This window comes from Phycicoccus sp. 3266, from assembly GCF_031456495.1.
In the GTDB taxonomy this organism is placed as follows: domain Bacteria; phylum Actinomycetota; class Actinomycetes; order Actinomycetales; family Dermatophilaceae; genus Pedococcus.
Genome location: NZ_JAVDUW010000002.1, coordinates 121,993 through 145,100 on the forward strand (window position 1 = coordinate 121,993; position 23,108 = coordinate 145,100).

The window sequence follows — 23,108 nt, forward strand, 5'->3', positions numbered from 1 at the left end:
CGAGCCGCCGGTCGGTCGCGGCCGGTCAGTCCTTGACGGGACGGGCCTCGCTCTGGGCGGTGTGCCCGGGCAGGGTCCAGCGGGCGGTGGTGAAGTCGGCGTCGGTCGCGCGCTTCATCGCCTCGCGGACGCACTGCTCGGCGGCCTCGCGACCGGCCCAGTGCGCGCCCTCCACGGACTTGCCCGGCTCGAGGTCCTTGTAGGTCTCGAAGAAGTGCTGGATCTCCAGGCGGTCGAACTCGCTGATGTGCTCGAGCTCGGTGATGTGCGCCTGGCGCGGGTCGCCGGCCGGGACGCACAGGATCTTGTCGTCGCCGCCCGCCTCGTCGCGCATGTGGAACATGCCGATGGGCCGCGCCCGCACGAGGCAGCCGGGCCAGGTCGGCTCCTCCAGCAGGACCAGGGCGTCGAGCGGGTCGTCGTCCTCGCCGAGGGAGTCCTCGACGTAGCCGTAGTCCGCCGGGTATCGCGTGGACGTGAACAGCAGCCGGTCCAGGCGGATGCGGCCCGTCGCGTGGTCGACCTCGTACTTGTTGCGAGCTCCCTGCGGGATCTCGATGGTGACGTCGAACTCCACGACGCTGGCCCCTTTCCTCTGTGCCTCCAGGTCGATGACCTAGGCTCGCGGACAAGTGTTCCGCATGGTGCAAGTCGAGAGCCAAGGGGGTCGAGTGCGGCGGGTCCTGGCAGCCTTCGCGGCGGTGCTCGTCCTGCTCCTCGGCTACGCGACGCTCGACGTCCTCGACGTCGTGCCCGGGGTCCTCACCCGCGCCCGTCCCACCCCCACGCCGACCGCCACGGCCGGGGCCACGACCGGACCCTCGGTCACGGTCCCCACCGTCGACGCCGCGGCCCAGCCGCTCCCGCCTGCCTCGGCCGACGCCCCGATCCCCGCTGCCACCGGCGTCGCCCGCGCGGTCGCGGCCGCCGTGGCCGACCCGGGGCTGGGCGGTCGCCCGGGTGCGGTCGTCCGGGACGCCTTCACCGGCCAGACGCTGTACGCCAAGGACGCCGACCGGGCGCGGGTCCCCGCCTCGACGGCCAAGCTGCTCACCGCCCTGGCGATCTCCACGACGCTGGACACCAGGGCGACGATGGCGACCCGGGTCGTGCAGGGCGCCTCGCCGCAGGACCTGGTGCTGGTCGCCGGCGGCGACACCATGCTGGCCCGGGGCAAGGGCAACCCGGCCGCGGTCGAGGGGCGGGCCGGCCTGGCCGACCTCGCCGAGCAGGTCGCTGCGGCCCTGCAGCCCAGCGGCACCACCAGCGTGACGCTGCGCCTCGACACCTCCTACGCCCGGGGCGCGCGCTGGGCGCCCGGATGGAGCCGAGCGGACATCGACGCGGGGTTCACCGGCGGCGTCAGCATGATCGGCCTCGCCGGCCAGCGAGCCGTCCCCTACAAGCCCGCGCCGAGGGACCCGGAGGCGGCGACCGCCGCGGCCTTCGTCTCCGCCCTGGCCAAGGTCGGCCTCACCGCCAGGCTGGCCCCCGAGTCGACCTGGTCCACGCCGGTACCCGAGGGGGCCGGTGAGCTGGCCAGGGTCGAGTCGGCCCCGATCGGCGACGTGCTGGCCCTCGCGCTCGGTGACAGCGACAACGCCCTCACCGAGGGCCTCGCCCGGCAGGCCGCGGTCAAGGCGGGCAGCCCGGCGACCTTCGCCGCGGCCGTCGCCTTCGTCCGCAAGACCGACACCGACCTCGGGATCGACCTCACCGAGGTGACGCTCAAGGACACCTGCGGCCTCACCTCGGGCCAGGCCATCCCTCCCCGGGTGATCTCCGACGTCCTGCAGCGCGGCGCGGACGGCTCGGTGCCCGGGATGCAGGACGTCGTGGCCCAGCTGCCCGTCGCCGGCCTCAGCGGCACCCTGCACGACCGGTTCACCACGAAGACCACGCACGTCGTGGCCGGCATCGCCCGCGCGAAGACCGGGACGCTGACCGGGGCGAGTGCGATCGCCGGCACCGTCATCGACGCCGACGGCCGGGTGCTGTCGTACGTCGTGCTCGCCGACGGGCTGCGCCCGGGCGTCGGAACGCTGGAGGCGCGGGCCGCGTTGGACCGCTTCGTGACACGGCTCGCCACCTGCGGCTGTCGCTGACCCCGGTCGCCGACCACCGTTCCCGCAGGACGCGGGCCGGGTCGCGCACCCACGACTACGGTGAGGGGATGAGCGTGCAGACACCGACGACGCGGTACGTCGACTGGGAGTTCGCCAAGGCGACCGGTCGGCGGCTCGTGGCCGCGGGCCCCCGGGTCACGCCCGGCGAGGCCGCGGACGTCGTCGCCTCGGTGCGCGCCAGCGCCGCCAGGGCGCAGGCCCCCGTGGCCGAGACCGCACGGCTGCACGCCCCCGGCGACGCACCCGCCCCGGTCGTGGTCGACCGCTCGACGTGGATCAGCCTCAACGCCGACTCGATGGCCGCGCTCATGGACCCGGTGATGAGCAAGATCGCCGCGTCCCAGAAGCGGGTCCCGGGCGAGACCGCCCGCGCCATCACCGGCAAGGTCAGCGGCGGCGAGGCGGGTGCGCTGCTCGCCTTCATGGCCGGCAAGGTCCTCGGCCAGTACGACCTCGCGCCCGACGGCACCCCCGCGCTCATGCTGGTCGCGCCCAACATCGTCCAGGTCGAGCGCGAGCTCGGCCTCGACCCGCACGACTTCCGGCTCTGGGTCTGCATGCACGAGGAGACCCACCGCGTGCAGTTCACGGCCGTGCCGTGGCTGCGCGACCACATGGTCGAGCGCGTCCGCACGCTCGCGGTCGACCTCGTGCCCGACCCCGAGTCGCTCCAGGAGACCCTCTCGCGGCTCGCGACGTCGCTGCCCGACGCCGTGAAGGCCGGCGGCACCGGCCTCGTCGACCTCGTCGCCACCCCCGAGCAGCGCCGCGCGCTCGCCGAGGTGACCGCCGTGATGTCCCTGCTCGAGGGCCACGCCGACGTCGTCATGGACGAGGTCGGCCCCCAGGTCATCCCCTCGGTCGCCCACATCCGCAGCCGCTTCGACGCCCGTCGCAAGGGCGCCGGCGCGGTCGACCGGCTGCTGCGCCGCCTGCTCGGCCTCGAGGCGAAGATGCGCCAGTACCGCGACGGTGCGGCGTTCGTGCGCGGCGTCGTCGACACGGTCGGGGTCGAGGGCTTCAACCGCATCTGGGACTCGCCCGAGACGCTGCCACGGCCCGAGGAGATCGACGACCCGGCCGCGTGGGTCGCCCGCGTCCACGCCTGACCCGGTCGTGAGCGGCCCTCACCCCGCCACCGCTGCGGTCCGTGTCGCCGTCCGCGGCGCGCTGTGCGAGTGCGACCCGGGCGACGTCGTCCTGGCCGCCGTGAGCGGCGGGGCGGACTCCCTCGCCCTCGCCGCGGCGCTCGCGTTCGAGGCGCCGAGGCTGGGCGTGCGCGGGGGAGCGGTCGTCGTCGACCACGGCCTGCAGCCCGGCTCCGCCGAGGTGGCCCGGCAGGCCGCGGCGGCCTGTGACGGCCTCGGCCTGGCCCCGGTCTCCTGGGTGCGGGTGGACGTCCCCCGTGGCAGCGAGGGCGTGGAGGCCGCCGCCCGTGGCGCCCGGTACGACGCGCTGGCCGCGGCCGCTGCCAGCGAAGGTGCGCGGCTGGTGCTCCTGGGCCACACGCTGGACGACCAGGCGGAGCAGGTGCTGCTCGGGCTCACCCGGGGCGCCGGCGCCCGATCCCTCGCCGGTATGCCGCGTGCCCGCGGCCTCCTGCGCCGTCCGCTCCTGGGCGTCACCCGCCAGCAGACCCGGGCGTCCTGCCGTGCCGAGGGGCTGCAGTGGTGGGAGGACCCGATGAACGACGACCCGGCATACACCCGGGTGCGGGCCCGGCGCGCCCTCGTGGACCTCGAGCGCGACCTGGGCCCCGGGGTCGCCGCCGCACTGGCGCGGTCGGCCGACCAGCTGCGCGAGGACGCCGACCTGCTCGACGGCCTCGCCGACGAGGCGGTGGCGCAGCTGGGGCCGGGGCCCTGGGACGTCGCCGAGCTCGCCGCCCTCGCCCGTCCGGTCCGCACCCGCGTGTGGCGGCGCCTGCTGCTGGCAGCCGGTGCGCCGGCCGGCCAGCTCGGCAGCCGGCACACCGACGCGTGCGACGCGCTGCTCACCCACTGGCACGGACAGGGCCCCGTGAGCGCGCCCGGACCGCTGCAGGTCACCCGATCCGGTGGTCGGGTATCCATCGCCGCGCGGGCTCCGGTTGAATAGGCCGGGCATCCCCGCACGACATCCCGCACGACACCCGCGTCGCTGACACCCCAGGAGAAGAGCCGTGGACGCTGCCCACATGGGAGCAGATCTGGAGAAGGTCCTCATCACCGAGGAGGAGATCCAGGCCCGGCTCGAGGAGCTGGCCGCGGAGATCTGGGCCGAGTACCAGGGCAAGGACCTGCTCCTCGTCGGCGTGCTCAAGGGCGCCGTCATGGTGATGGCCGACCTGTCCCGCGCCCTCCCGGGGACCGCGCCCGTGGACTGGATGGCCGTCTCGTCCTACGGATCGGGCACCAAGTCCTCCGGCGTCGTGCGGATCCTCAAGGACCTCGACACCGACATCTCGGGCAAGCACGTCCTCATCGTCGAGGACATCGTCGACTCGGGCCTGACCCTGTCGTGGATCCGCTCGAACCTCGAGTCCCGCTCGCCCGCCTCGGTCGAGATCTGCACGCTGCTGCGCAAGCCGGACGCGGCCAAGGTCGAGATCGACGTCAAGTGGGTGGGCTTCGACATCCCCAACGAGTTCGTCGTCGGCTACGGCCTCGACTACGCCGAGCAGTACCGCAACCTGCGGGTCGTGGGCACCCTCGCCCCGCACGTGTACGCCTGAGGCGAACGCGCCGTGGACCCGTGCCGGACGTCGGAACACCACCGCCATCCGGGTCGTTGACCAGCACGAACCACGGGGGTACCGCGTAGTACCGTCGTGGTGACGCCGCGCCCAGCAGGGTGACGGCACGAAGCGTGACCGAGCAGGAGGCACGGGGCCGCCGGCCCCGCTACACACATGGACTTCAAGCGCATCCTTCGAGCCCCGTTGTTCTGGGTCGTGGCAGTCGTCGCGATCACCCTGACGGTGTTCAGCTTCAGCGATGCGGGTGGCTACACCCGGATCGACACCTCGGCCGCGCAGCAGCTCATCTCCGACAAGAAGGTCGAGCGCGTCGTCGTCACCAACAACGAGGTCGTCGACATCGACCTCAAGAAGGGGCAGACGTACTCCGACGGCAAGAACGTCAAGGACGCAACCAAGGTCCGCACCCAGTACGTCGACGCGGCCGGCCCGGGCATCATCCAGCTGCTCAAGGACAACCCGCCGCCCGGTGGTGTCGACCAGCAGATCAAGGACACCAACCCGGTCCTGGCCCTGCTCGGCTCCCTGCTGCCGATCATCATCCTGCTGGCGATCTTCTGGTTCCTCATGAACCAGATGCAGGGCGGCGGCTCGCGCGTCATGCAGTTCGGCAAGTCCCGCGCCAAGCTCGCGACCAAGGACACGCCCAAGGTCACCTTCGCCGACGTCGCCGGTGTCGACGAGGCGGTCGAGGAGCTCCACGAGATCAAGGAGTTCCTGTCCGAGCCCGCCAAGTTCCTCGCGGTCGGCGCCAAGATCCCCAAGGGCGTCCTGCTCTACGGCCCGCCCGGCACCGGCAAGACGCTGCTCGCCCGCGCGGTCGCCGGTGAGGCCGGCGTCCCGTTCTACTCGATCTCCGGCTCGGACTTCGTCGAGATGTTCGTCGGTGTCGGCGCCTCCCGCGTCCGCGACCTGTTCGAGCAGGCCAAGGCCAACGCCCCCGCCATCGTCTTCGTCGACGAGATCGACGCGGTCGGCCGCCACCGCGGCGCCGGCCTCGGCGGTGGCCACGACGAGCGCGAGCAGACGCTCAACCAGCTGCTCGTCGAGATGGACGGCTTCGACGTCAAGACCAACGTCATCCTCATCGCGGCGACCAACCGCCCCGACATCCTCGACCCGGCGCTGCTGCGCCCGGGCCGGTTCGACCGCCAGATCGCGGTCGAGGCGCCCGACATGATCGGCCGCCACCGCATCCTCGAGGTGCACTCCCAGGGCAAGCCGATGGCCACCGGCGTCGACCTGCTCGCCGTCGCCCGCCGCACCCCGGGCTTCACCGGTGCCGACCTGGCCAACGTCCTCAACGAGGCCGCCCTGCTCACGGCCCGCAGCGACAAGAAGCTCATCGACGACCACGCCCTCGACGAGGCCATCGACCGCGTCATCGCCGGTCCGCAGAAGCGCACCCGGATCATGTCCGCCAAGGAGCGCAAGATCACGGCGTACCACGAGGGCGGCCATGCCCTGGTCGCCGCGGCGATGAACCACCTCGACCCGGTCACCAAGGTGACGATCCTGCCGCGCGGCCGGGCGCTCGGGTACACGATGGTCATGCCGACCGACGACAAGTACTCCACCACCCGCAACGAGATCCTCGACCAGCTCGCGTACGCCCTCGGCGGCCGCGTCGCCGAGGAGGTCGTCTTCCACGACCCGACCACCGGTGCGGCGAACGACATCGAGAAGGCCACCGGCATGGCCCGCAAGATGGTCACCGAGTACGGCATGAGCGAGCGGATCGGCGCGATCAAGCTCGGCCAGAGCCAGGGCGAGGTCTTCCTCGGCCGCGACATGGGCCACGAGCGCGACTACTCCGAGGAGATCGCCAGCGTCGTCGACGAGGAGGTGCGCAAGCTCATCGAGAACGCGCACGACGAGGCGTGGCACGTCATCAACGACAACCGCGACATCCTCGACCACCTCGTCCTCGAGCTGCTCGAGCACGAGACGCTCAACGCCAAGGAGCTCGCCGAGCTGTTCTCGCCGGTGCGCAAGCGCCCGCTGCGCCCGACGTGGCTGTCGAGCGAGACCCGGTTCCTGTCCGACCAGCCCCCGGTGCTGACGCCGGCCGAGCGGGCCGCGCAGAACGGCAGCAGCGGACTCGAGTCCGCGGGCAGCGACCGGCACACGGCCGTCGCCATCGACCGCGCCGCCGAGGCGGGTGCGGTCAAGTCGTCCGAGGAGCACCCGCCCACCCAGGTCATCGAGACGCCCGGGAGCGACCCGGTCGACCCGGGCTCCGGGCAGCACTGAGGCGCCGGTCCGATGTCCCCAGACACGCCACGGCACGTGGTCGACCAGGCCCGTGCCGAGGCCGCGGTCCGCGAGCTGCTCATCGCCATCGGTGAGGACCCGGACCGCGAGGGCCTCGTGGAGACCCCGGCCCGGGTCGCGCGCGCGTACGGCGAGTTCTTCGCCGGCCTCGCCCTCGACCCGGCCGAGGTCCTGAGCAAGACCTTCGAGATCGAGCACGAGGAGATGATCCTGGTGCGCGACATCGAGGTGTACTCCATGTGCGAGCACCACCTCGTGCCGTTCCACGGAGTCGCCCACGTCGGGTACATCCCGGCCAAGGACGGCCGCGTCACCGGCCTGTCCAAGCTGGCGCGCCTGGTGGAGATGTACGCCCGGCGCCCCCAGGTGCAGGAGCGGCTCACGACCCAGGTCGCCGACGCGCTCGTCACCCACCTCGGGGCCCAGGGCGTGATCGTCGTCGTCGAGTGCGAGCACCTGTGCATGTCGATGCGCGGCATCCGCAAGCCCGGGTCCCGCACCATCACCTCGGCCGTGCGTGGCCAGCTGCGCGACCCCGCCACGCGGGCAGAGGCGATGTCGCTCCTGCTCGGGGGCAAGCGGTGAGCGGTCGCGAGAGCACCCACACCACCACCACCCGGCTCCCCGGCATCCTGACGCCCAGCAAGGCGCCGGCCCTCCTCGGCAACCTCACGTACCTCATCGGCCTGCTCGACCTGCTGACCGGCCTGCTGCACAGCTGGCGGCACCGGCTGCTCGAGCTCACCGAGGTGCTCCCGGGCGCCCTGTCCGACGCCGCCGCGGCCGCGACCGTCGTGTCCGGGGTCCTGCTGTTCGTCCTGGGCCACTCGCTCAAGCGCCGCAAGCGACGGGCCTGGCGCGCCGCGGTCGCGCTCCTCGGGATCTCCGTGGTCCTGCACGCGGCCAAGGTCGAGCCGGTGTCGACCCTGGTCTCGCTGTCCGCGCTCGCGCTCCTCGTGCGCAACCGGCGCGAGTTCTTCGCCCTCGGCGACCCCAGCACCCGCTGGCGCGCGGTGCGCGCGTTCCTCGTGCTCGGCACCGTGTCGTTCCTGGCCGGGACCGCCGCGATCTGGATGAACCGCCGCCACATCGTCGGTGGCTTCCCATCCTTCCCCGACCTGGTCCGCGAGCTGCTCTACGGCGCCGTGGGGGTGAGCGGGCCGTTGCAGTTCACCCACCACCGGGAGGACGACATCCTCGGCTCGCTGCTGCTCGGCCTCGGCCTCATGACGGCGTTCACGACGATCTACCTCGCGCTGCGGCCGGCGGAGCCGCGCCCCGAGCTGACCGACGACGACGACGAGCGGCTGCGCATGCTCATGCAGCGGCACGCCGACTCCCTCGCGTACTTCAACACCCGCCGCGACAAGTCCGTCGTGTGGTCGCCGACCGGCAAGGCCGCGGTCGCCTACCGCGTCGTCAGCGGCGTCATGCTCGCCAGCGGTGACCCGCTCGGCGACCCCGAGGCCTGGCCCGGCGCGATCGAGGCGTTCCTGGAGGAGGCGCGCAACCACGCGTGGACCCCCGCGGTCCTCGGCTGCTCCGAGCAGGCCGGCACCGTGTGGGTCCGCGAGACCGGCTTCACCGCGCTCGAGCTCGGCGACGAGGCCGTCGTCGACACGACGACCTTCACCCTCCAGGGCCGGCCCATGCGCAACGTGCGCCAGATGGTGGGCCGGATCGAGCGCGCCGGGTATGCCGTGGACGTCACCCGCGTTCGCGACGTCGACCCGGTGGTGCGCGACGAGGCGATGAAGGACGCGTCGGCGTGGCGCTCCTCGGACACCGAGCGCGGTTTCTCGATGGCCCTCGGACGGCTCGTCGACCCGGTCGCCGACCCGGACTGCGTCTTCGTGACCGCGCGGCACGAGGGGGTCGTGCGCGCGTTCCTGCAGTTCGTGCCGTGGGGCGACGACGGCATGTCCCTCGACGTCATGCGGCGCGACTCGACCGCCGAGGCCGGCGTCAACGAGCTCATGATCGCGACCGCCCTGCAGCGGGCGCCCGAGCTCGGCGTGCGGCGGGTCTCGCTCAACTTCGCCGCGTTCCGCTCGGCCCTGGAGCGGGGTGAGCGGCTCGGTGCCGGGCCGGTGCTGCGACTGTGGCGGCGGGTGCTGCTGTTCGCCTCGCGCTGGCTGCAGATCGAGAGCCTGTACCGGTTCAACGCCAAGTTCCAGCCCCAGTGGCAGCCCCGCTTCCTCGTCTACCCGGCAGCGGGGGACCTGCCCCGGGTGGCGCTCGCCTCCCTGGAGGCCGAGGCGTTCCTCGTCTGGCCGAAGCTCGGGCGCCTCAACGGTGCCCGTGAGGCCGTGGGGGCCAGGTGAGCCTGACGCGCGAGGACTGGCCGCTGCGGCGTACCGACGGCCTGCCCGTCGTCATGGGAGTCGTCAACGTGACCCCCGACTCCTTCAGCGACGGTGGCCAGTGGTTCGAGCCGGAGGCGGCCGTCGCCCACGGGCACGAGCTCCTCGCACAGGGCGCCGACGTCCTCGACGTCGGGGGCGAGTCGACCCGACCCGGCGCGCAGCGCCCCTCGGTCGAGGAGGAGCTGCGGAGGGTGCTTCCCGTCGTGCGGGCCCTCGTCCGGGACGGTGCCGTCGTCTCGGTCGACACCATGCGGGCCGAGGTCGCGGCCGCCGCGCTCGAGGCCGGGGCGGCTCTGGTCAACGACGTCAGCGGCGGTCTCGCGGACGACGGCATGGCCGCCGTCGTCGCGGACGCCGGTGCGCCGTTCGTCGTCATGCACTGGCGCGGCCACAGCGCCGACATGCAGTCCCGCGCCGTCTACGGGGACGTGGTCGGCGACGTCCGCGACGAGCTGCTCGCCCGGGTCGACGCCCTCACCTCGCAGGGGGTGCGCGAGGACCGGCTGGTCCTCGACCCCGGGTTCGGGTTCGCCAAGCTCTCGGCGCACAACTGGGCCCTCCTGGCGCGGCTCGAGGAGCTCCTCGGCCTGGGCCACCCCGTGCTCGTCGGGACGTCGCGCAAGACGTTCCTGGGCCGGCTCGGCGTGCCCGAGGGTGGCGCGCCGCGCGAACCGCTGGACCGCGACGTGGCGACCGCCGCCACGTCCATGCACGCAGCCCGGCTCGGGGCGTGGGGGGTGCGCGTCCACCACGTGCCGTCCACCCTCGACGCGATGCGCGTCGCCCGGGCCATCGAGGAGGCACGATGAACATCACCCCACGAAGCTGTCCGCTCCTTCGTCGCTCCGACATCTCGCGGGAGTCATGATGAGTGACCAGATCGTCCTCAAGGGGATCTCCGCGCGCGGGCACCACGGGGTCCTGGACTTCGAGAAGCGCGACGGCCAGGTCTTCGTCGTCGACGTGACGATGGACGTGGACCTGGCCCCCGCCGGGTCGAGCGACGACCTCGCCGACACGGTGAACTACGCCGAGGTCGCAGCCGACGTCGTGGCCCTCGTCGAGGGCGAGCCGCTGGAGCTGATCGAGGCGCTCGCGGCCCGCATCGCCGACCGCGTCCTGGCCCGGCCGCTGGTCGAGGCGGTCGAGGTCACCGTGCACAAGCCCGAGGCGCCCGTGGGGGTCCCGTTCACCGACGTGCAGGTGGTCGTGAGCCGCGAGCGGTGCACTCCTGTCGTGGTCGCCCTCGGCTCCAACGTCGGGGACTCGGTCGACACGCTCCAGGACGCCGCCGTCGCGCTGCACGGCCTGCTCGACGTCACGGCGGTCTCGCGCCTCGTCGAGACGGACCCCGTCGGCGGGCCGGAGCAGCCGGCATACCTCAACGCGGTCGTCACGGGCACCACGCACCTCGCGCCGTCCAGCCTGCTGGCCGGCCTGCACGACATCGAGCGCGAACACGGCCGCACCCGCGAGGTGCGCTGGGGGCCGCGGACGCTCGACCTCGACCTCGTGCAGTACGGCGACCCGGTGTTCGACACCGACGTGGTCATGGACTCCGCGACGCTGACGCTGCCGCACCCCCGGGCGCACGAGCGGGCGTTCGTGCTCGTGCCGTGGCTGCAGGCCGACCCCGAGGCGGTCCTGCGCGTGGACGGGCAGGTGCGCCGGGTGGGCGACGTCGTGGCCGGCCTCGACACCTCTGGCGTGCGTCCCGGACCGGACGTCGACCTGCTGGAGGGCCCGTGGTGAACTCGGGCACGGGGCTGCGCTGGTCGCAGCTCGTGGCGATCGCGCTCGTCGTCGGGCTCGTGTCGTTCGTGGGGTGGCGGGTCTACCTCGGGCGCGGGCACCTGCTGTCCGCCCCCTCGTGGGTGTCGGCCGTGCTGCTGGTCATCATGGCCGTCCTCGTCCTGGCCGCCGGGCTCCCCGTGCGCCGCTTCCTGCGGGGGCGGGCGACCAAGACGCTCAGCCCGATCCGGGCCGCGCGGACGCTCGTGCTGGCGCAGGCCGCGGGGCTCACCGGGTCGGCCGTGCTCGGGTGGTACGCCGGGCTGGTCCCGCACGCCGTCGCCGACCTCGACCTGCCGGGGTACCGCGACGCGCTCTGGCGGCTGCTGACGGTCTGCGTGGCCGCCGCCCTGCTCGCGGTCGCCGGCATGCTGACGCAGCGCATGTGCCGCATCGACGACGGGGACGAGGGTCGCCGCCGCGAGGGCCGCAGCGACGACTGACCGGCGCTACTTGTCGACGTCGCCGACGACGAAGAACATCGAGCCGAGGATCGCGACCATGTCGGAGACGAGGTTGCCCGGCAGCACCTCGCCGAGCACCGACACGTTGTTGAACGACGCCGACCGCAGCTTGAGCCGCCACGGCGTCTTCTCCCCGCGCGACACCAGGTAGTAGCCGTTGAAGCCCAGCGGGTTCTCGGTGGCGGTGTAGAGGTCGCCCTCGGGGACCTTGAGCACCTTGGGCAGCCGGACGTTGACCGGCCCGCGGGGGAGCGACCGCAGCCGGTCGAGGCACGCCTCGGCGAGGTCCAGGCTGACGTGCACCTGCTCGAGCAGCACCTCCAGGCGCGCCAGGCAGTCGCCGTCGGCGCGGGTCACGACCCGGCCCGGCCCGCCCTCGGCGAACAGCTCGGCATACGCCAGGTAGGGCTCGTCGCGGCGCAGGTCCACGTCGACGCCGGACGCCCGCGCGATGGGCCCCGAGACGCCGTGTGCCGCGATGGTCCCGGGCGTGAGGACGCCCACCCCGCGGGTGCGCGCCTCGAGGATCTCGTTGCCGACGAGCATCGACTCCAGGTCGGGCAGGCGGCGCCGCACGGCGGCCACGGCCCGGTCGACCCGGTCGAGCCAGCCGGCCGGCAGGTCCTCCTTGAGGCCGCCGACACGGTTGAACATGTAGTGCATCCGGCCGCCGGACGCCTCCTCCATGACCGCCTGCAGCTCCTCGCGCTCGCGGAACGCGTAGAAGATCGGGGTGATGGCGCCGAGCTCCAACGGGTAGGAGCCGAGGAACATCAGGTGGTTGAGCACCCGGTTGAGCTCGGCGAGCAGCGTGCGCGCCCAGACCGCCCGCTCGGGGACCTCCATGCCGAGCATCCGCTCGACCCCGAGGACGACGCCGAGCTCGTTGGCGAACGCCGAGAGCCAGTCGTGCCGGTTCGCGAGCACGACGATCTGCCGGTAGTCGCGGACCTCGAACAGCTTCTCGGCCCCGCGGTGCATGTACCCGACGATCGGGTCGGCGCTGACGATGCGCTCGCCGTCGACCACGATCCGCAGCCTCAGCACCCCGTGGGTCGCCGGGTGCTGCGGGCCGATGTTGAGCACCATGTCGGCGGTGGCCAGGCCGCCCGCCCCCATGCCGACGGTGAGCTCGCGCTGGTCGCCGGTGGTGCTCATGCCCTGCAGGCTAGTCCGCCGCGAGGGGTGCCAGCCCGGGGCGGCCCGGGATTGCTAGCCGGGGCAGCCGGGGATGTTGTCGGCGGCGACCATGCGGCCCTGGTCGTCGAGCTTGACCAGGACGGTGTTCTCGCGGTCGGGCAGGCTCGCCAGCGCGGCCGCGTCGGCGGACTTGGTCTGCAGCGGCTGGTCGGCGGCGATGCAGTGGTGGACGAGGATCCTGGCGCCGTCGACCACGGGGATCGAGTAGGTCAGCTTGTCGTTCTGGTTCTCGTACGGGACCTTGCCCCTGAACGGCTTCGTCGGGACGCCCTGCTGCGCGAGCTTGCCGTCGTCCAGGCCCTTCCAGGTCCAGCGGTCGAGCTCGATGACGGTCGTGCCGGCCACCGTCCCGACCTTGGTGACGGTGCCGTAGTCGAAGGCGCGGCCCTTGACGTCGCTGGTGGCCTTCGGGGCCGGCGTCTTCGTCGCCGTTGCGGCCCTGGCGGTGACGGTCGGGGTGACGGTCACGGTCACGTCGGCGTTCTTCGGCGAACCGCCGCAGCCGGCGAGGGCGAACGAGGCGACGGCAGCGAGGCCGGCGACCACGCGGGCACGGTGCTGGAAGGTCATGGGGACGGGGGTCCTTTCGAGGTTCAGCAGCGATCCAGTGTGCCGTGGACAGCGGGATCGGCCCAAAACGTGCAGGTGGTGGCCCCGGGCTGACATCGCGCCAGCCGCTGGGGCAGGCTGCTCCCGTGCCCACGAAGTCCTCGCTCGACGCCGCCGACCTGCTCGACCTCGGCGACCCGTCGGTCGTCGCGAACCCCTACCCCGCGATGGCCGCCCTGCGGGAGCGGGCGCCGATCGCCTGGCACAGCCGGATGGGCACCTGGCTGGCGACCGGCCACGCCGAGGCCGGGGCCGTCCTGCGCGACCGTCGGCTGGGCCGCGTCTTCGGCCCGCGCACGCCCGAGGACGACTGGGACACCTTCAACTGGCTGCACGCCGACTCGATCCTCGACAGCGAGCCGCCCAAGCACACCCGCCTGCGCCGGCTCGTGGCCGGCGCCTTCGGCCGTGGGCACGTGCAGCGGCTCGCGCCGCGCATCGAGGAGCTCTCGGCAGGGCTGCTCGCCGAGCTCCCGGAGAGCGGGCCGTTCGACGTGATCGAGGAGTATGCCGAGCCGCTGCCGGTGCTCGTGATCGCCGAGCTGCTCGGGGTGCCCGAGGCCGACCGGCACCACCTGCGGCCGTGGTCGCAGGCGATCGTGCGCATGTACGAGGTCGACCGCACGCCCGCGGAGGAGCAGGCGGCGCGCGACGCCGCGGCGGCCTTCGCGGCATACGTCGAGGAGCTCGCGACCGAGCGCGCCAAGGCGCCCGGTGAGGACCTGCTCACCGACCTCGTCCAGGCGCGCGACGGCTCGGACCGGCTGTCGGCCCACGAGCTCGTGGCGACGGCGGTCCTGCTCCTCAACGCCGGTCACGAGGCGAGCGTCAACGGCTTCGGCAACGGCCTGCACTCCTGGCTGACCGCGCCGGACCGGCCGCAGGTCGACCCCCGGGACGACGCCGCGGTCGAGCGGCTCGTCGAGGAGTTCCTGCGCCACGACAGCCCGCTGCACCTGTTCGAGCGGACGGCCAAGGAGCCGGCGTCCGTCGCGGGCGTCGACCTCGAGCCGGGCGAGAAGGTGGCCGCCCTGCTCGGCGCCGCCAACCGCGACCCGAAGGTCTTCGCCGACCCCGACCGGTTCGACCCCACGCGCGACCCGAACCCGCACCTGGCGTTCGGCGCAGGCATCCACTTCTGCATCGGCGCGCCGCTGGCCCGGCTCGAGCTCGCGATCTCGCTGCGCACGCTCCTGGCCCGGCACCCGCGGCTCGAGCTCGTCGAGGCGGTGCAGCGGCCGACGTTCGTGCTGCGCGGGTTCGAGCGGCTGGTCGTCAGCCCCGCCGGCTGAACGCCCAGAGGAAGTCGCCGAACCCACCGCGCGCGGTGAGCCGGGCGGCCGCACTCGACTCCTGCAGCGCCTGCAGGTACCCGGCCGGATCGGTCCGCGCCAGCTCGACCGGCGGTGTCCGCCCGTCGACGCCGAGCCGCGTCAGCGCGGTGCGCTGGTCGACGAGGTCGTTGTGCGCGAGGGAGTCCATGGCGACGTGCGCGGTGAGGTCGCAGGTCCCGTCCGGCACCGGGTCGACCAGGTGCCCCTGCCGGTATGCCGTGAGCGTGCCGTGCGTGGGCCGGGTGGCGGCCGTGTGCCCGTAGTCGACCGCGAGGGCCAGCCCGCTGCCGACGCGTCCCAGCAGCCCGGCCCAGGCGCGGTCGCGGGAGAGTCCCACCTCCACCCGGTCGCCGGGCGCGGCTGTGGGCCAGTGCCACTCGGCCCAGGCCAGCTCCTCTCCGGCCAGGGGGTCGCCCCACGACTCGGCCCCGCTTGCCGGGTCGACGAGCCGTTCGCGCAGGGTGCCGCCGTCGTCGACCTCCGCGACGGTGCACGGGACCACGTCGAGCCACTCGTGCGCCACGACGAGGACGTCCCGCAGGTCGTCGAGCTCGTCGGGCAGGGCGGGCCCGCCGGGCGAGACGAGCCACCGCACGTCCTCCGGCAGGCCGTCCGGGCGCGGGCCCACGTCGACGCCGGTGAGCTGCATCGGCGCTGCCGACGGTCGCTCGCGCTGCCCCACGGCATACAGGTGGTGCAGCAGCTCGCCACCCCCGCACCCCACGTCGACGACGCCGGTGAGCCCGTGCTCGTCGGCGAGCCGCAGCAGCGCCCGCGCGAGGACCCGGCCCGTCGGGCCGTGGGTGGCGGTCGTGAAGTGGGCGGCGGGGCCGCCGCCGGCGCGGTAGAAGCCGTCCGGCCCGTAGAGCGCGTCCTGCCACGCCGCCGCCCAGGTCCGCACCACGGCCCCAACCTAGGGCCGCGGTCGCGGACGTGGGGTCGAGGGGCGTCCGACCCACGCCTCGGCGTCGTCGGGGGCCGGGCCCGCACGGTGCGCCGGCGGGGATAGGTTGGGCCGCGTGACCAGCAGCGACGAGCGCCCGGCGCGCCTGACGGTCGGTGTCGTCGGCGCCGGCCGCGTCGGTTCCGTCCTCGGCGCGGCGCTGGCGCGGGCCGGTCACCACGTCGTGGCCGTGTCGGCCGTGAGCGAGGCTTCGCTCGCGCGGGCCGCCGAGCTGCTGCCCGACGTCCCGGTCCTGCCCCCGGACGAGGTGGTGCGCAGGGCCGAGCTGGTCGTCCTCGCGGTCCCCGACGACGCGCTCGCCGACCTCGTCGCCGGGCTCGCGGCGACGGACGCCTGGCGGCCGGGCCAGCTCGTGGTGCACACCTCGGGGCGGCACGGGCTCGAGGTGTTCGGGCCGGCGGGACAGGCGGTCCTCGGGATGGCCCTGCACCCGGCGATGACCTTCACCGGCTCCGCGCTCGACCTCGACCGCCTCGTCGACTGCTGCTTCGGCATCACCGCCCCCGAGCCGCTGCGCGCGGTCGCCGAGGCGCTGGTCGTCGAGGTCGGCTCCGAGCCCGTGTGGATCGACGAGGCGGCCCGGCCGATGTACCACGCGGCCCTCGCCCACGGCGCCAACCACCTCGTCACCCTCGTCTCCCAGGCGCTGCAGGCACTGCGGGCCGCCGGTGTGGAGGCGCCGGACCGGATGCTGGGCCCGCTCGTGGAGGCGGCGCTGGACAACACCCTGCGCCGTGGTGACGCCGCTCTCACCGGCCCGGTGGCCCGGGGCGACGCCGGTACGGTTGCCGAGCACCTGAGACAGCTGCGAACCCTGACCCCCGACGTCCGTCCGACGTACGTCGCGCTCGCGCGGGCCACCGCCGAGCGCGCCCTGGCGTCCGGACGGCTACGACCCCACGCCGCGGAGCCCCTGCTGGAGATCCTCGCGCGCGACGAGGAGCGCCCATGACCGACCAGGACACCGCACCCCGGGCCACCGAGGAGCTCCCCGCCCCGGTGGTGGCGCGGACCCGCGACGAGCTGCGCGCCGCCCGGTCCCGGCTCGGTGACGGAGACGTCGCCGTGGTCATGACCATGGGCGCCCTGCACGACGGCCACGCCACCCTGATCCGCCTGGCCCGCCAGGAGGCGGCGCACGTCATCGTCACGATCTTCCTCAACCCGCTGCAGTTCGGGCCCAAGGAGGACCTCTCGCGCTACCCGCGGACCTTCGACGCCGACATGGAGATCTGCCGCAGCGCCGGGGTCGACCTCGTCTTCGCGCCCACGCCCGACGTCGTCTACCAGGACGGCGACCCGGGCGTGCGCATCTCGGCGGGCCCGCTCGGCACCGTCCTCGAGGGGCAGGCGCGGCCGGGGCACTTCGACGGGATGCTGACCGTCGTCGCCAAGCTGTTCCACCTCACGGCGGCCGACAGCGCCTACTTCGGGCAGAAGGACGCCCAGCAGCTCCTGCTCATCCGGCGGATGGTGCGCGACCTCGACTTCCCGGTCCGGGTCGTCTCGGTCCCGACGGTGCGCGAGCCCGACGGGCTGGCCATGAGCAGCCGCAACGCCTACCTCACCGAGACCGACCGCGAGGTCGCGCTGTGCCTGTCGAAGGCGCTCAAGGCGGGAGCGGCTGCCGCGCCGGAGGGCCCGTCGGCGGTGCGCCGCGCAGCCAGGGCGGTGCTGGTGCGCGAGCCGCTGGCCCTCATCGACTACCTCGTCCTGGTCCACCCGACGACACTGGAGGACGTGCCCGAGTGGTACCGCGGCGAGGCGCTCCTGGCGGTCGCCGGACGGGTCGGCACCACCCGGCTCATCGACAACATGCCCATCTCCGTCGGCCCCGGTGGGGGCGCGCTCGACGTCTTCTCCGACGTCGACTCGGCCACACCGGCCTGACGGCGACCACGGCCGGCACTTCCCGAGGACCCGACATGCAGCGCTTCATGCTCTACGCCAAGATCCACCGCGCCACCGTCACGCAGGCCGACCTGCACTACGTCGGGTCGCTCACCATCGACCGCGACCTCATGGACGCGGCGGGGCTGCTCCCGGGGGAGCAGGTGGACGTCGTGGACGTCCACAACGGCAACCGGCTCACCACCTACGCGATCGAGGGGGAGCGCGGCTCGGGCATCGTCTGCATCAACGGCGCGGCAGCCCGGCTGATCTCGCCCGGCGACACCGTCATCATCATCGCGTACGCCGCGATGGACGACACCGAGGCGCGGACGTTCGAGCCGCAGGTCGTCTTCGTGGACCGGCAGAACCGCATCGTCGAGGTCGGGCACGACGCCGGCGACGTGCCCGACGGGTTCGGGCTGCACACCTCGGCCGTCACGCACCGCGGCCATGGCGCCTGAGGCCGGCGAGGTGCCGGGCGACGTGCCGGGCCCCGTGCCCGCCGGCACCGAGCCCCGCGGCACACTGCGCGTCCCCGGCCGTCTGCGCGCTCCCCAACCGGGCTGGACCGCCCAGGCCGACGTCATCGTCGTGGGCTCCGGCATCGCCGGCCTCACGGCGGCCCTGCGCCTGCGCCAGCGGGTCGACCACGTGCTGCTCGTCACCAAGACCGTGCTCTCCGAGGGCTCGACCCAGTGGGCCCAGGGCGGCATCGCGGCCGCGCTCGACCCGGCCGACTCCCCGGAGGAGCACCTGCACGACACCCTCGTCGCCGGGGTGGGGATCTGCGACGTCGGGGCCGTGCGGGCGCTCGTCACCGAGGGGCCGCAGCGGGTGCGGGAGCTCGTGGCGCTCGGCGCCGAGTTCGACCTCGACGAGGCCGGTGAGCTCAAGCTGACCCGCGAGGGCGGGCACCACCGCGACCGCATCGCGCACGCCGGCGGCGACGCCACCGGCAAGGAGATCTCGCGGGCGCTCATCGCCGCCCTGCACCAGGTGGTGGACGACCCGGGCATCGAGGTCATCGAGCACGCGCTCGTCCTCGACCTGCTGCTCGACGCCGACGGGCGGGCGTGCGGGGTCACCCTGCACGTCATCGGCGAGGGCCAGCGCGACGGCGTCGGCGCCGCCCGGGCGCGTGCCGTCGTCCTCGCGACCGGTGGCCTGGGCCAGGTGTATGCCGCGACGACGAACCCCTCGGTGGCCACCGGCGACGGCCTCGCCGCCGCCCTGCGGGCGGGCGCCGCGGTGGCCGACGTCGAGTTCGTGCAGTTCCACCCGACGGTGCTGTGGCTCGGCCCGGGCGCGAGCGGGCAGCAACCGCTCATCTCCGAGGCCGTGCGCGGCGAGGGTGCAGTCCTGGTCGACCGCGACGGCGTGCCCTTCATGCAGGGGCTGCACCCGCTGGCCGACCTCGCACCCCGCGACGTGGTGGCGCGCGCGATCGTGCAGCGCATGCGCGACACGGGCAGTGACCACGTCTACCTCGACGCCCGCCACCTCGGCCGCGAGTTCCTCGAGCGCCGGTTCCCCTCGATCGTGGCGCGGTGCCGTGAGCTCGGCTTCGACCCCGCCACCGACCTGCTGCCCGTCGCACCCGCCCAGCACTACGCGTCGGGCGGCGTGCGCACGGACCTGCACGGCCGCACGTCGGTCGAGGGCCTGTACGCCTGCGGCGAGGTCTCGTGCACCGGTGTGCACGGGGCCAACCGGCTCGCGTCCAACTCCCTGCTCGAGGGGCTGGTCTTCGCCTCGCGCATCGCCGACGACCTCACCACGCGGCTCGCCGCCGGCGAGCTGCCGCCGGTGCCGGCCGGCCAGGCGGGTCGCCCCCCGGGTGCCGCGGCCCTGCTCGACGAGGTCGCCCGCGTCCGGCTGCAGACGGCCATGACCACGGGTGCGGGAGCCGTGCGGACCGCCGACTCGCTCGCCGCGACCACCGCGGACCTCGCGCGGCTGGCCGAGGAGTCCCTGCAGGACGGCACCGCCGAGCCCGGCCCGCAGTCCTGGGAGACGACCAACCTGCTGCACGTCGGCCAGCTCCTTGCGACCGTCGCGGCCCTGCGCGAGGAGACCCGCGGCGGCCATGTGCGCGGCGACTTCCCCGACCTCGACGACGCCCGCTGGCGCGGCCACACCGTGGCCTCCCGCGGACGGGACGGCGTCGTGACCACCACCTACGAACCCGTCCAGACGGAGGCACCGGCGTGACCGACCTGCAGTTCCCCCGCGAGGCCGCGCTCGCGGTCGTCCGCACCGCGCTCGAGGAGGACCTCGGCCCGCAGGGCGTCGACGTCACGACCGACGCCACCATCCCGGCCGACCAGGTGAGCACCGCGCACCTGGTCGCCCGCGCCGACGGCGTCCTCGCGGGCACCCCGGCGGTCGCCCTCGTCTTCGAGGAGGTGGCCCGGCGCCTCGGCGCGGACCCGCTCGAGGTCGACTGCCCGCACCAGGACGGCGACCTCGTCGGCGCCGGCGACGTCGTCGCGGTGCTGCGCGGCTCGACCCGCGTCCTGCTCGTCGGCGAGCGGACCATGCTCAACATCGTGTGCCGGATGTCCGGTGTCGCCAGCCACACGTGGGACTGGGCGCAGCGGCTGCAGGGCACCGGCGCCACCGTCCTCGACACCCGCAAGACCACCCCCGGTCTGCGCGCGCTGGAGAAGTACGCCGTCCGCGCCGGCGGGGGCACCAACAAGCGCATGGGCCTGTTCGACGTGGCGATGATCAAGGACAACCACAAGCTCGCCGCCGGCTCGCTGTCCAAGGCGTATGCCGCGGTGCGCGCCACCCACCCGAACGTCCCCGTGCAGGTCGAGGTCACCACCGTGGCGGAGGCGGTCGAGGCCGTGGACGCGGGTGCCCGGTTCCTGCTCTGCGACAACATGACTCCAGCGCTGCTGCGCGAGACGGTCGAGGCCGTCCGTGCCACGGGCGAGCACGTCGAGCTCGAGGCCACCGGCGGCCTGACGCTGGGGGAGGCGCGCGAGTACGCCGAGACCGGCGTCGACTACCTCTCGGTCGGTGGGCTCACGCACTCCAGCCCGATCCTCGACCTCGCCCTCGACCTCGTGGACGACGAGGACGACTGACCCCGACCCGCGGATGAGGGCGGCGCAGGAGCGCTGGGTACCCTTTGCGGGTGACCCAGACCCCCGGCCAGACGACCGTCGCCACCCCCGAGACCGACCTGCCCGAGCAGATGAAGGTCCGGCGGGACAAGCGCGACCGCCTGCTCGCCGAGGGCCGTGACGCCTACCCGGTCTGGGTCGACCGCACCCACACCCTCGGCGAGGTCCGTGAGCAGTGGGGCCACCTCGAGGCCGGCGAGGAGACCGACGACCTCGTCGGCGTCGCGGGCCGCGTCATCTTCATCCGCAACACCGGCAAGCTCGCCTTCGCGACCCTCCAGGAGGGCATCGGGACCCGCCTGCAGGTGATGCTCAGCCTCGCCGAGGTGGGTGAGGAGTCGCTCGCGGCGTGGAAGGCCGACGTCGACCTCGGCGACCACGTCTTCGTCGAGGGCCGCGTCATCTCCTCCAAGCGTGGCGAGCTCTCGGTCATGGCGAAGACGTGGCAGATGGCCTCCAAGGCGCTGCGCCCGCTGCCGGTGCTGCACCACGACCTGTCCGAGGAGGCGCGGGTCCGCCAGCGGTACGCCGACCTCATCGTGCGCCAGGAGTCCCGGGACATGGTGCGCACCAAGGCGCGCGCGCTGTCGGCGATCCGTGGAGTGCTGGACAGGCAGGGCTACCTCGAGGTCGAGACGCCGATCATCCAGCTGGTCCACGGCGGCGCGGCTGCTCGCCCGTTCCGGACCCACATGAACGCCTTCGACCAGGACATGACGCTGCGCATCGCCCTGGAGCTCAACCTCAAGAAGGCCGTCGTCGGCGGTGTCGACCGCGTCTACGAGATGGGCCGCATCTTCCGCAACGAGGGCGTCGACGCGACCCACAGCCCCGAGTTCACGATGCTCGAGGCCTACCAGGCGTACGGCGACCAGACCACCATCGGCGCCCTCATGCGTGACCTCTACCTCGGTGTCGCCGACGCCCTCGGCTCGCGCACGGTCCAGACGGAGCGCGGCACCGTCGACCTCGACGCCGAGTGGCGCTGGCTGCCGGTCTACGACGCGGTCAGCGAGGTCCTCGGCGAGACCGTCGACATCGACACCGACCTCGAGACGCTGCGCGGGTATGCCGCGAAGCACGACGTGCCGGTCGACCCCGCGTGGGACAAGGACAAGGTCTTCCTCGAGCTGCTCGGCGAGCTCGTGGAGCCCACGCTGCTGCAGCCGACGTTCCTGTGCGACTACCCGGCGGTCGCCCAGCCGCTCGCCCGGCCGCACCGCTCCAAGCCCGGTCACATCGAGGCGTGGGACCTCATCATCGCCGGCGTCGAGCGCGGCACCGGCTTCTCCGAGCTCGTCGACCCCGTCGTGCAGCGCGAGGTCCTCACCGCCCAGTCGGTCAAGGCCGCCGGCGGCGACCACGAGGCGATGCAGCTCGACGAGGACTTCCTGCGGGCGCTGGAGTACGGCGCACCGCCCATGGGTGGCTTGGGCCTGGGCATCGACCGGATGATCATGCTGTTCACCGGCGCCAACATCCGCGAGACCATCCTGTTCCCGCACCTGAAGCCCGAGGTGGCGCGGTGAGCGGGGTCTGGCCGTACATCGCGGCGATCATCCCGTCCGCGGGCGTCGGATTCCTTTTCTGGGTGGTCATCAAGAACATGATCGAGGGCGACCGCAAGGAACGACTCGCGCATTCCCAGTGGGACCGCGAGCACGAAAAGGAACAATCCCGGGAAAAGGCGACGGACAATTCCACGGCCCCGCCGGAAAACGACTGAGTAAAACCCGGGAAATCACCGTCCTGCTTTTGCGGTCGCCCTTTTCCCGGCTATCTTTCTCTCGTACGGATTTCCTTTTCCCCTGAGAGGAACCCAGATGGCCCAGCGTGTGAACATCGTCCTCGAGGACGACCTCGACGGCAGCGAGGCCGACGAGACGGTGTCGTTCGCCCTCGACGGCACGACCTACGAGATCGACCTCAGTGCCGCGAACGCGGCGAAGCTGCGCGACGCCCTCGCGCCCTACGTCGGGCACGCCCGCCGTGCGTCGGGCCGCCGGGCCCCCGCCCGATCCACCGCGAGCCGGTCGGGCGGCGCCAAGCGCGACCTCGCCGACGTCCGCGAGTGGGCGCGCGCCAACGGCCACCAGGTCAGCGACCGTGGCCGCATCTCCGCCGAGATCCAGGCGGCGTACGACAAGGCGCACTGACCGCCATCTCCGCCCGTTCCCTCGTCGACCGGCTCCGGCCGGTCCTGTCCCACCCCACCC

23 protein-coding genes are annotated in these 23,108 nt (G+C 73.5%); 19 read left to right on the forward strand and 4 right to left on the reverse strand.

Going from position 1 to position 23,108, the window contains the following annotated elements; translation table 11 throughout:
• Positions 1–25 precede the first annotated feature (25 nt).
• Entirely contained in the window at positions 26–577 is a 552-nt protein-coding gene (locus J2X64_RS10335) for an inorganic diphosphatase (protein ID WP_310153507.1), read from the reverse strand.
• A 94-nt stretch (positions 578–671) separates the two neighbouring features.
• Between J2X64_RS10335 and J2X64_RS10340 the strand changes: the two genes are divergently transcribed.
• The 10 genes from J2X64_RS10340 to J2X64_RS10385 all read left to right on the forward strand — a co-directional run bounded on the left by J2X64_RS10340 (position 672) and on the right by J2X64_RS10385 (position 11,737).
• Positions 672–2,105: a D-alanyl-D-alanine carboxypeptidase gene (locus J2X64_RS10340; protein ID WP_310153509.1), complete on the forward strand. Its 1,434-nt coding sequence runs from the start codon at positions 672–674 to the stop codon at positions 2,103–2,105.
• Positions 2,106–2,173: 68 nt separating this feature from the next.
• On the forward strand, positions 2,174–3,235 hold the full coding sequence (locus J2X64_RS10345; RefSeq protein WP_310153512.1) for a zinc-dependent metalloprotease: 1,062 nt from the start codon (positions 2,174–2,176) through the stop codon (positions 3,233–3,235).
• A gap of 7 nt (positions 3,236–3,242) precedes the next feature.
• The gene (tilS, locus tag J2X64_RS10350) at positions 3,243–4,223 is read left to right on the forward strand and encodes a tRNA lysidine(34) synthetase TilS (protein WP_310153515.1); all 981 of its coding nucleotides are present in this window, start codon (positions 3,243–3,245) and stop codon (positions 4,221–4,223) included.
• A gap of 79 nt (positions 4,224–4,302) precedes the next feature.
• Positions 4,303–4,839 carry a hypoxanthine phosphoribosyltransferase gene (hpt, locus tag J2X64_RS10355; RefSeq protein WP_397444039.1) on the forward strand — a complete coding sequence of 179 codons (537 nt, stop codon included), beginning with the start codon at positions 4,303–4,305 and terminating at the stop codon, positions 4,837–4,839.
• A gap of 177 nt (positions 4,840–5,016) precedes the next feature.
• Complete coding sequence (ftsH, locus tag J2X64_RS10360; RefSeq protein ID WP_310153521.1) at positions 5,017–7,116, forward strand: ATP-dependent zinc metalloprotease FtsH; 2,100 nt, start codon at positions 5,017–5,019, stop codon at positions 7,114–7,116.
• A 12-nt stretch (positions 7,117–7,128) separates the two neighbouring features.
• Positions 7,129–7,722, forward strand: coding sequence for a GTP cyclohydrolase I FolE (folE, locus tag J2X64_RS10365; protein ID WP_310153524.1), 594 nt, complete (start codon positions 7,129–7,131; stop codon positions 7,720–7,722).
• Positions 7,719–9,461 carry a phosphatidylglycerol lysyltransferase domain-containing protein gene (locus tag J2X64_RS10370; RefSeq protein WP_310153526.1) on the forward strand — a complete coding sequence of 581 codons (1,743 nt, stop codon included), beginning with the start codon at positions 7,719–7,721 and terminating at the stop codon, positions 9,459–9,461. The genes folE and J2X64_RS10370 overlap by 4 nt, the downstream gene beginning before the upstream one ends.
• A 53-nt stretch (positions 9,462–9,514) precedes the next feature.
• Complete coding sequence (gene folP / locus J2X64_RS10375; RefSeq protein ID WP_310155830.1) at positions 9,515–10,312, forward strand: dihydropteroate synthase; 798 nt, start codon at positions 9,515–9,517, stop codon at positions 10,310–10,312.
• A 58-nt stretch (positions 10,313–10,370) separates the two neighbouring features.
• Positions 10,371–11,255: a 2-amino-4-hydroxy-6-hydroxymethyldihydropteridine diphosphokinase gene (gene folK, locus J2X64_RS10380; RefSeq protein ID WP_310153529.1), complete on the forward strand. Its 885-nt coding sequence runs from the start codon at positions 10,371–10,373 to the stop codon at positions 11,253–11,255.
• On the forward strand, positions 11,252–11,737 hold the full coding sequence (locus tag J2X64_RS10385; protein WP_310153531.1) for a DUF3180 domain-containing protein: 486 nt from the start codon (positions 11,252–11,254) through the stop codon (positions 11,735–11,737). Before folK ends, J2X64_RS10385 begins: the two co-directional genes overlap by 4 nt.
• 6 nt (positions 11,738–11,743) lie before the next feature.
• Here the strand turns inward: J2X64_RS10385 and J2X64_RS10390 are convergent, their stop codons facing one another.
• Together J2X64_RS10390 and J2X64_RS10395 are read right to left on the reverse strand one after the other, a co-directional pair.
• Positions 11,744–12,916, reverse strand: a complete 1,173-nt coding sequence (locus J2X64_RS10390; protein ID WP_310153534.1) for an NADH-quinone oxidoreductase subunit D — start codon at positions 12,914–12,916, stop codon at positions 11,744–11,746.
• Positions 12,917–12,970: 54 nt separating this feature from the next.
• Positions 12,971–13,528 (reverse strand): hypothetical protein, encoded by a 558-nt coding sequence (locus tag J2X64_RS10395; protein WP_310153537.1) that lies wholly within the window; start codon positions 13,526–13,528, stop codon positions 12,971–12,973.
• A gap of 125 nt (positions 13,529–13,653) precedes the next feature.
• On the opposite strand from J2X64_RS10395, the gene J2X64_RS10400 reads away from it, so the two are divergent.
• Positions 13,654–14,859 carry a cytochrome P450 gene (locus tag J2X64_RS10400; RefSeq protein WP_310153539.1) on the forward strand — a complete coding sequence of 402 codons (1,206 nt, stop codon included), beginning with the start codon at positions 13,654–13,656 and terminating at the stop codon, positions 14,857–14,859.
• On the opposite strand, the gene J2X64_RS10405 is transcribed toward J2X64_RS10400, so the two are convergent.
• On the reverse strand, positions 14,843–15,805 hold the full coding sequence (locus J2X64_RS10405; RefSeq protein ID WP_310153542.1) for an SAM-dependent methyltransferase: 963 nt from the start codon (positions 15,803–15,805) through the stop codon (positions 14,843–14,845). The two genes, J2X64_RS10400 and J2X64_RS10405, sit on opposite strands and share 17 nt — an antisense overlap.
• 115 nt (positions 15,806–15,920) lie before the next feature.
• Between J2X64_RS10405 and J2X64_RS10410 the strand changes: the two genes are divergently transcribed.
• The 8 genes from J2X64_RS10410 to J2X64_RS10445 all read left to right on the forward strand — a co-directional run bounded on the left by J2X64_RS10410 (position 15,921) and on the right by J2X64_RS10445 (position 23,048).
• A complete protein-coding gene (locus J2X64_RS10410; RefSeq protein ID WP_397444040.1) occupies positions 15,921–16,817 on the forward strand; it encodes a Rossmann-like and DUF2520 domain-containing protein in 897 nt (298 codons plus the stop codon).
• On the forward strand, positions 16,814–17,755 hold the full coding sequence (gene panC / locus J2X64_RS10415; RefSeq protein ID WP_310153547.1) for a pantoate--beta-alanine ligase: 942 nt from the start codon (positions 16,814–16,816) through the stop codon (positions 17,753–17,755). The genes J2X64_RS10410 and panC overlap by 4 nt, the downstream gene beginning before the upstream one ends.
• 35 nt (positions 17,756–17,790) lie before the next feature.
• Positions 17,791–18,219 (forward strand): aspartate 1-decarboxylase, encoded by a 429-nt coding sequence (gene panD / locus J2X64_RS10420; protein ID WP_310153550.1) that lies wholly within the window; start codon positions 17,791–17,793, stop codon positions 18,217–18,219.
• Positions 18,209–19,969 (forward strand): L-aspartate oxidase, encoded by a 1,761-nt coding sequence (locus J2X64_RS10425; protein ID WP_310153551.1) that lies wholly within the window; start codon positions 18,209–18,211, stop codon positions 19,967–19,969. Before panD ends, J2X64_RS10425 begins: the two co-directional genes overlap by 11 nt.
• Complete coding sequence (gene nadC / locus J2X64_RS10430) at positions 19,966–20,853, forward strand: carboxylating nicotinate-nucleotide diphosphorylase (RefSeq protein ID WP_310153554.1); 888 nt, start codon at positions 19,966–19,968, stop codon at positions 20,851–20,853. Before J2X64_RS10425 ends, nadC begins: the two co-directional genes overlap by 4 nt.
• A gap of 44 nt (positions 20,854–20,897) precedes the next feature.
• Positions 20,898–22,421: a lysine--tRNA ligase gene (gene lysS, locus J2X64_RS10435; RefSeq protein WP_397444041.1), complete on the forward strand. Its 1,524-nt coding sequence runs from the start codon at positions 20,898–20,900 to the stop codon at positions 22,419–22,421.
• Positions 22,418–22,618: a hypothetical protein gene (locus tag J2X64_RS10440; protein WP_310153556.1), complete on the forward strand. Its 201-nt coding sequence runs from the start codon at positions 22,418–22,420 to the stop codon at positions 22,616–22,618. Before lysS ends, J2X64_RS10440 begins: the two co-directional genes overlap by 4 nt.
• 97 nt (positions 22,619–22,715) lie before the next feature.
• Positions 22,716–23,048, forward strand: a complete 333-nt coding sequence (locus J2X64_RS10445; protein WP_310153558.1) for an Lsr2 family protein — start codon at positions 22,716–22,718, stop codon at positions 23,046–23,048.
• Positions 23,049–23,108 lie beyond the last annotated feature (60 nt).

What these genes read in the sequence shown, in the direction of transcription:
- panD (WP_310153550.1), top strand. Translation starts at nt 17,791, where the DNA reads ATGCAGCGCTTCATGCTCTACGCCAAGATCCACCGCGCCACCGTCACG.
- J2X64_RS10390 (WP_310153534.1), bottom strand. Translation starts at nt 12,916, where the DNA reads ATGAGCACCACCGGCGACCAGCGCGAGCTCACCGTCGGCATGGGGGCG.
- J2X64_RS10445 (WP_310153558.1), top strand. Translation starts at nt 22,716, where the DNA reads ATGGCCCAGCGTGTGAACATCGTCCTCGAGGACGACCTCGACGGCAGC.
- J2X64_RS10345 (WP_310153512.1), top strand. Translation starts at nt 2,174, where the DNA reads ATGAGCGTGCAGACACCGACGACGCGGTACGTCGACTGGGAGTTCGCC.
- folE (WP_310153524.1), top strand. Translation starts at nt 7,129, where the DNA reads ATGTCCCCAGACACGCCACGGCACGTGGTCGACCAGGCCCGTGCCGAG.
- folP (WP_310155830.1), top strand. Translation starts at nt 9,515, where the DNA reads ATGGGAGTCGTCAACGTGACCCCCGACTCCTTCAGCGACGGTGGCCAG.
- panC (WP_310153547.1), top strand. Translation starts at nt 16,814, where the DNA reads ATGACCGACCAGGACACCGCACCCCGGGCCACCGAGGAGCTCCCCGCC.
- hpt (WP_397444039.1), top strand. Translation starts at nt 4,303, where the DNA reads ATGGGAGCAGATCTGGAGAAGGTCCTCATCACCGAGGAGGAGATCCAG.
- J2X64_RS10425 (WP_310153551.1), top strand. Translation starts at nt 18,209, where the DNA reads ATGGCGCCTGAGGCCGGCGAGGTGCCGGGCGACGTGCCGGGCCCCGTG.
- J2X64_RS10395 (WP_310153537.1), bottom strand. Translation starts at nt 13,528, where the DNA reads ATGACCTTCCAGCACCGTGCCCGCGTGGTCGCCGGCCTCGCTGCCGTC.
- ftsH (WP_310153521.1), top strand. Translation starts at nt 5,017, where the DNA reads ATGGACTTCAAGCGCATCCTTCGAGCCCCGTTGTTCTGGGTCGTGGCA.
- folK (WP_310153529.1), top strand. Translation starts at nt 10,371, where the DNA reads ATGAGTGACCAGATCGTCCTCAAGGGGATCTCCGCGCGCGGGCACCAC.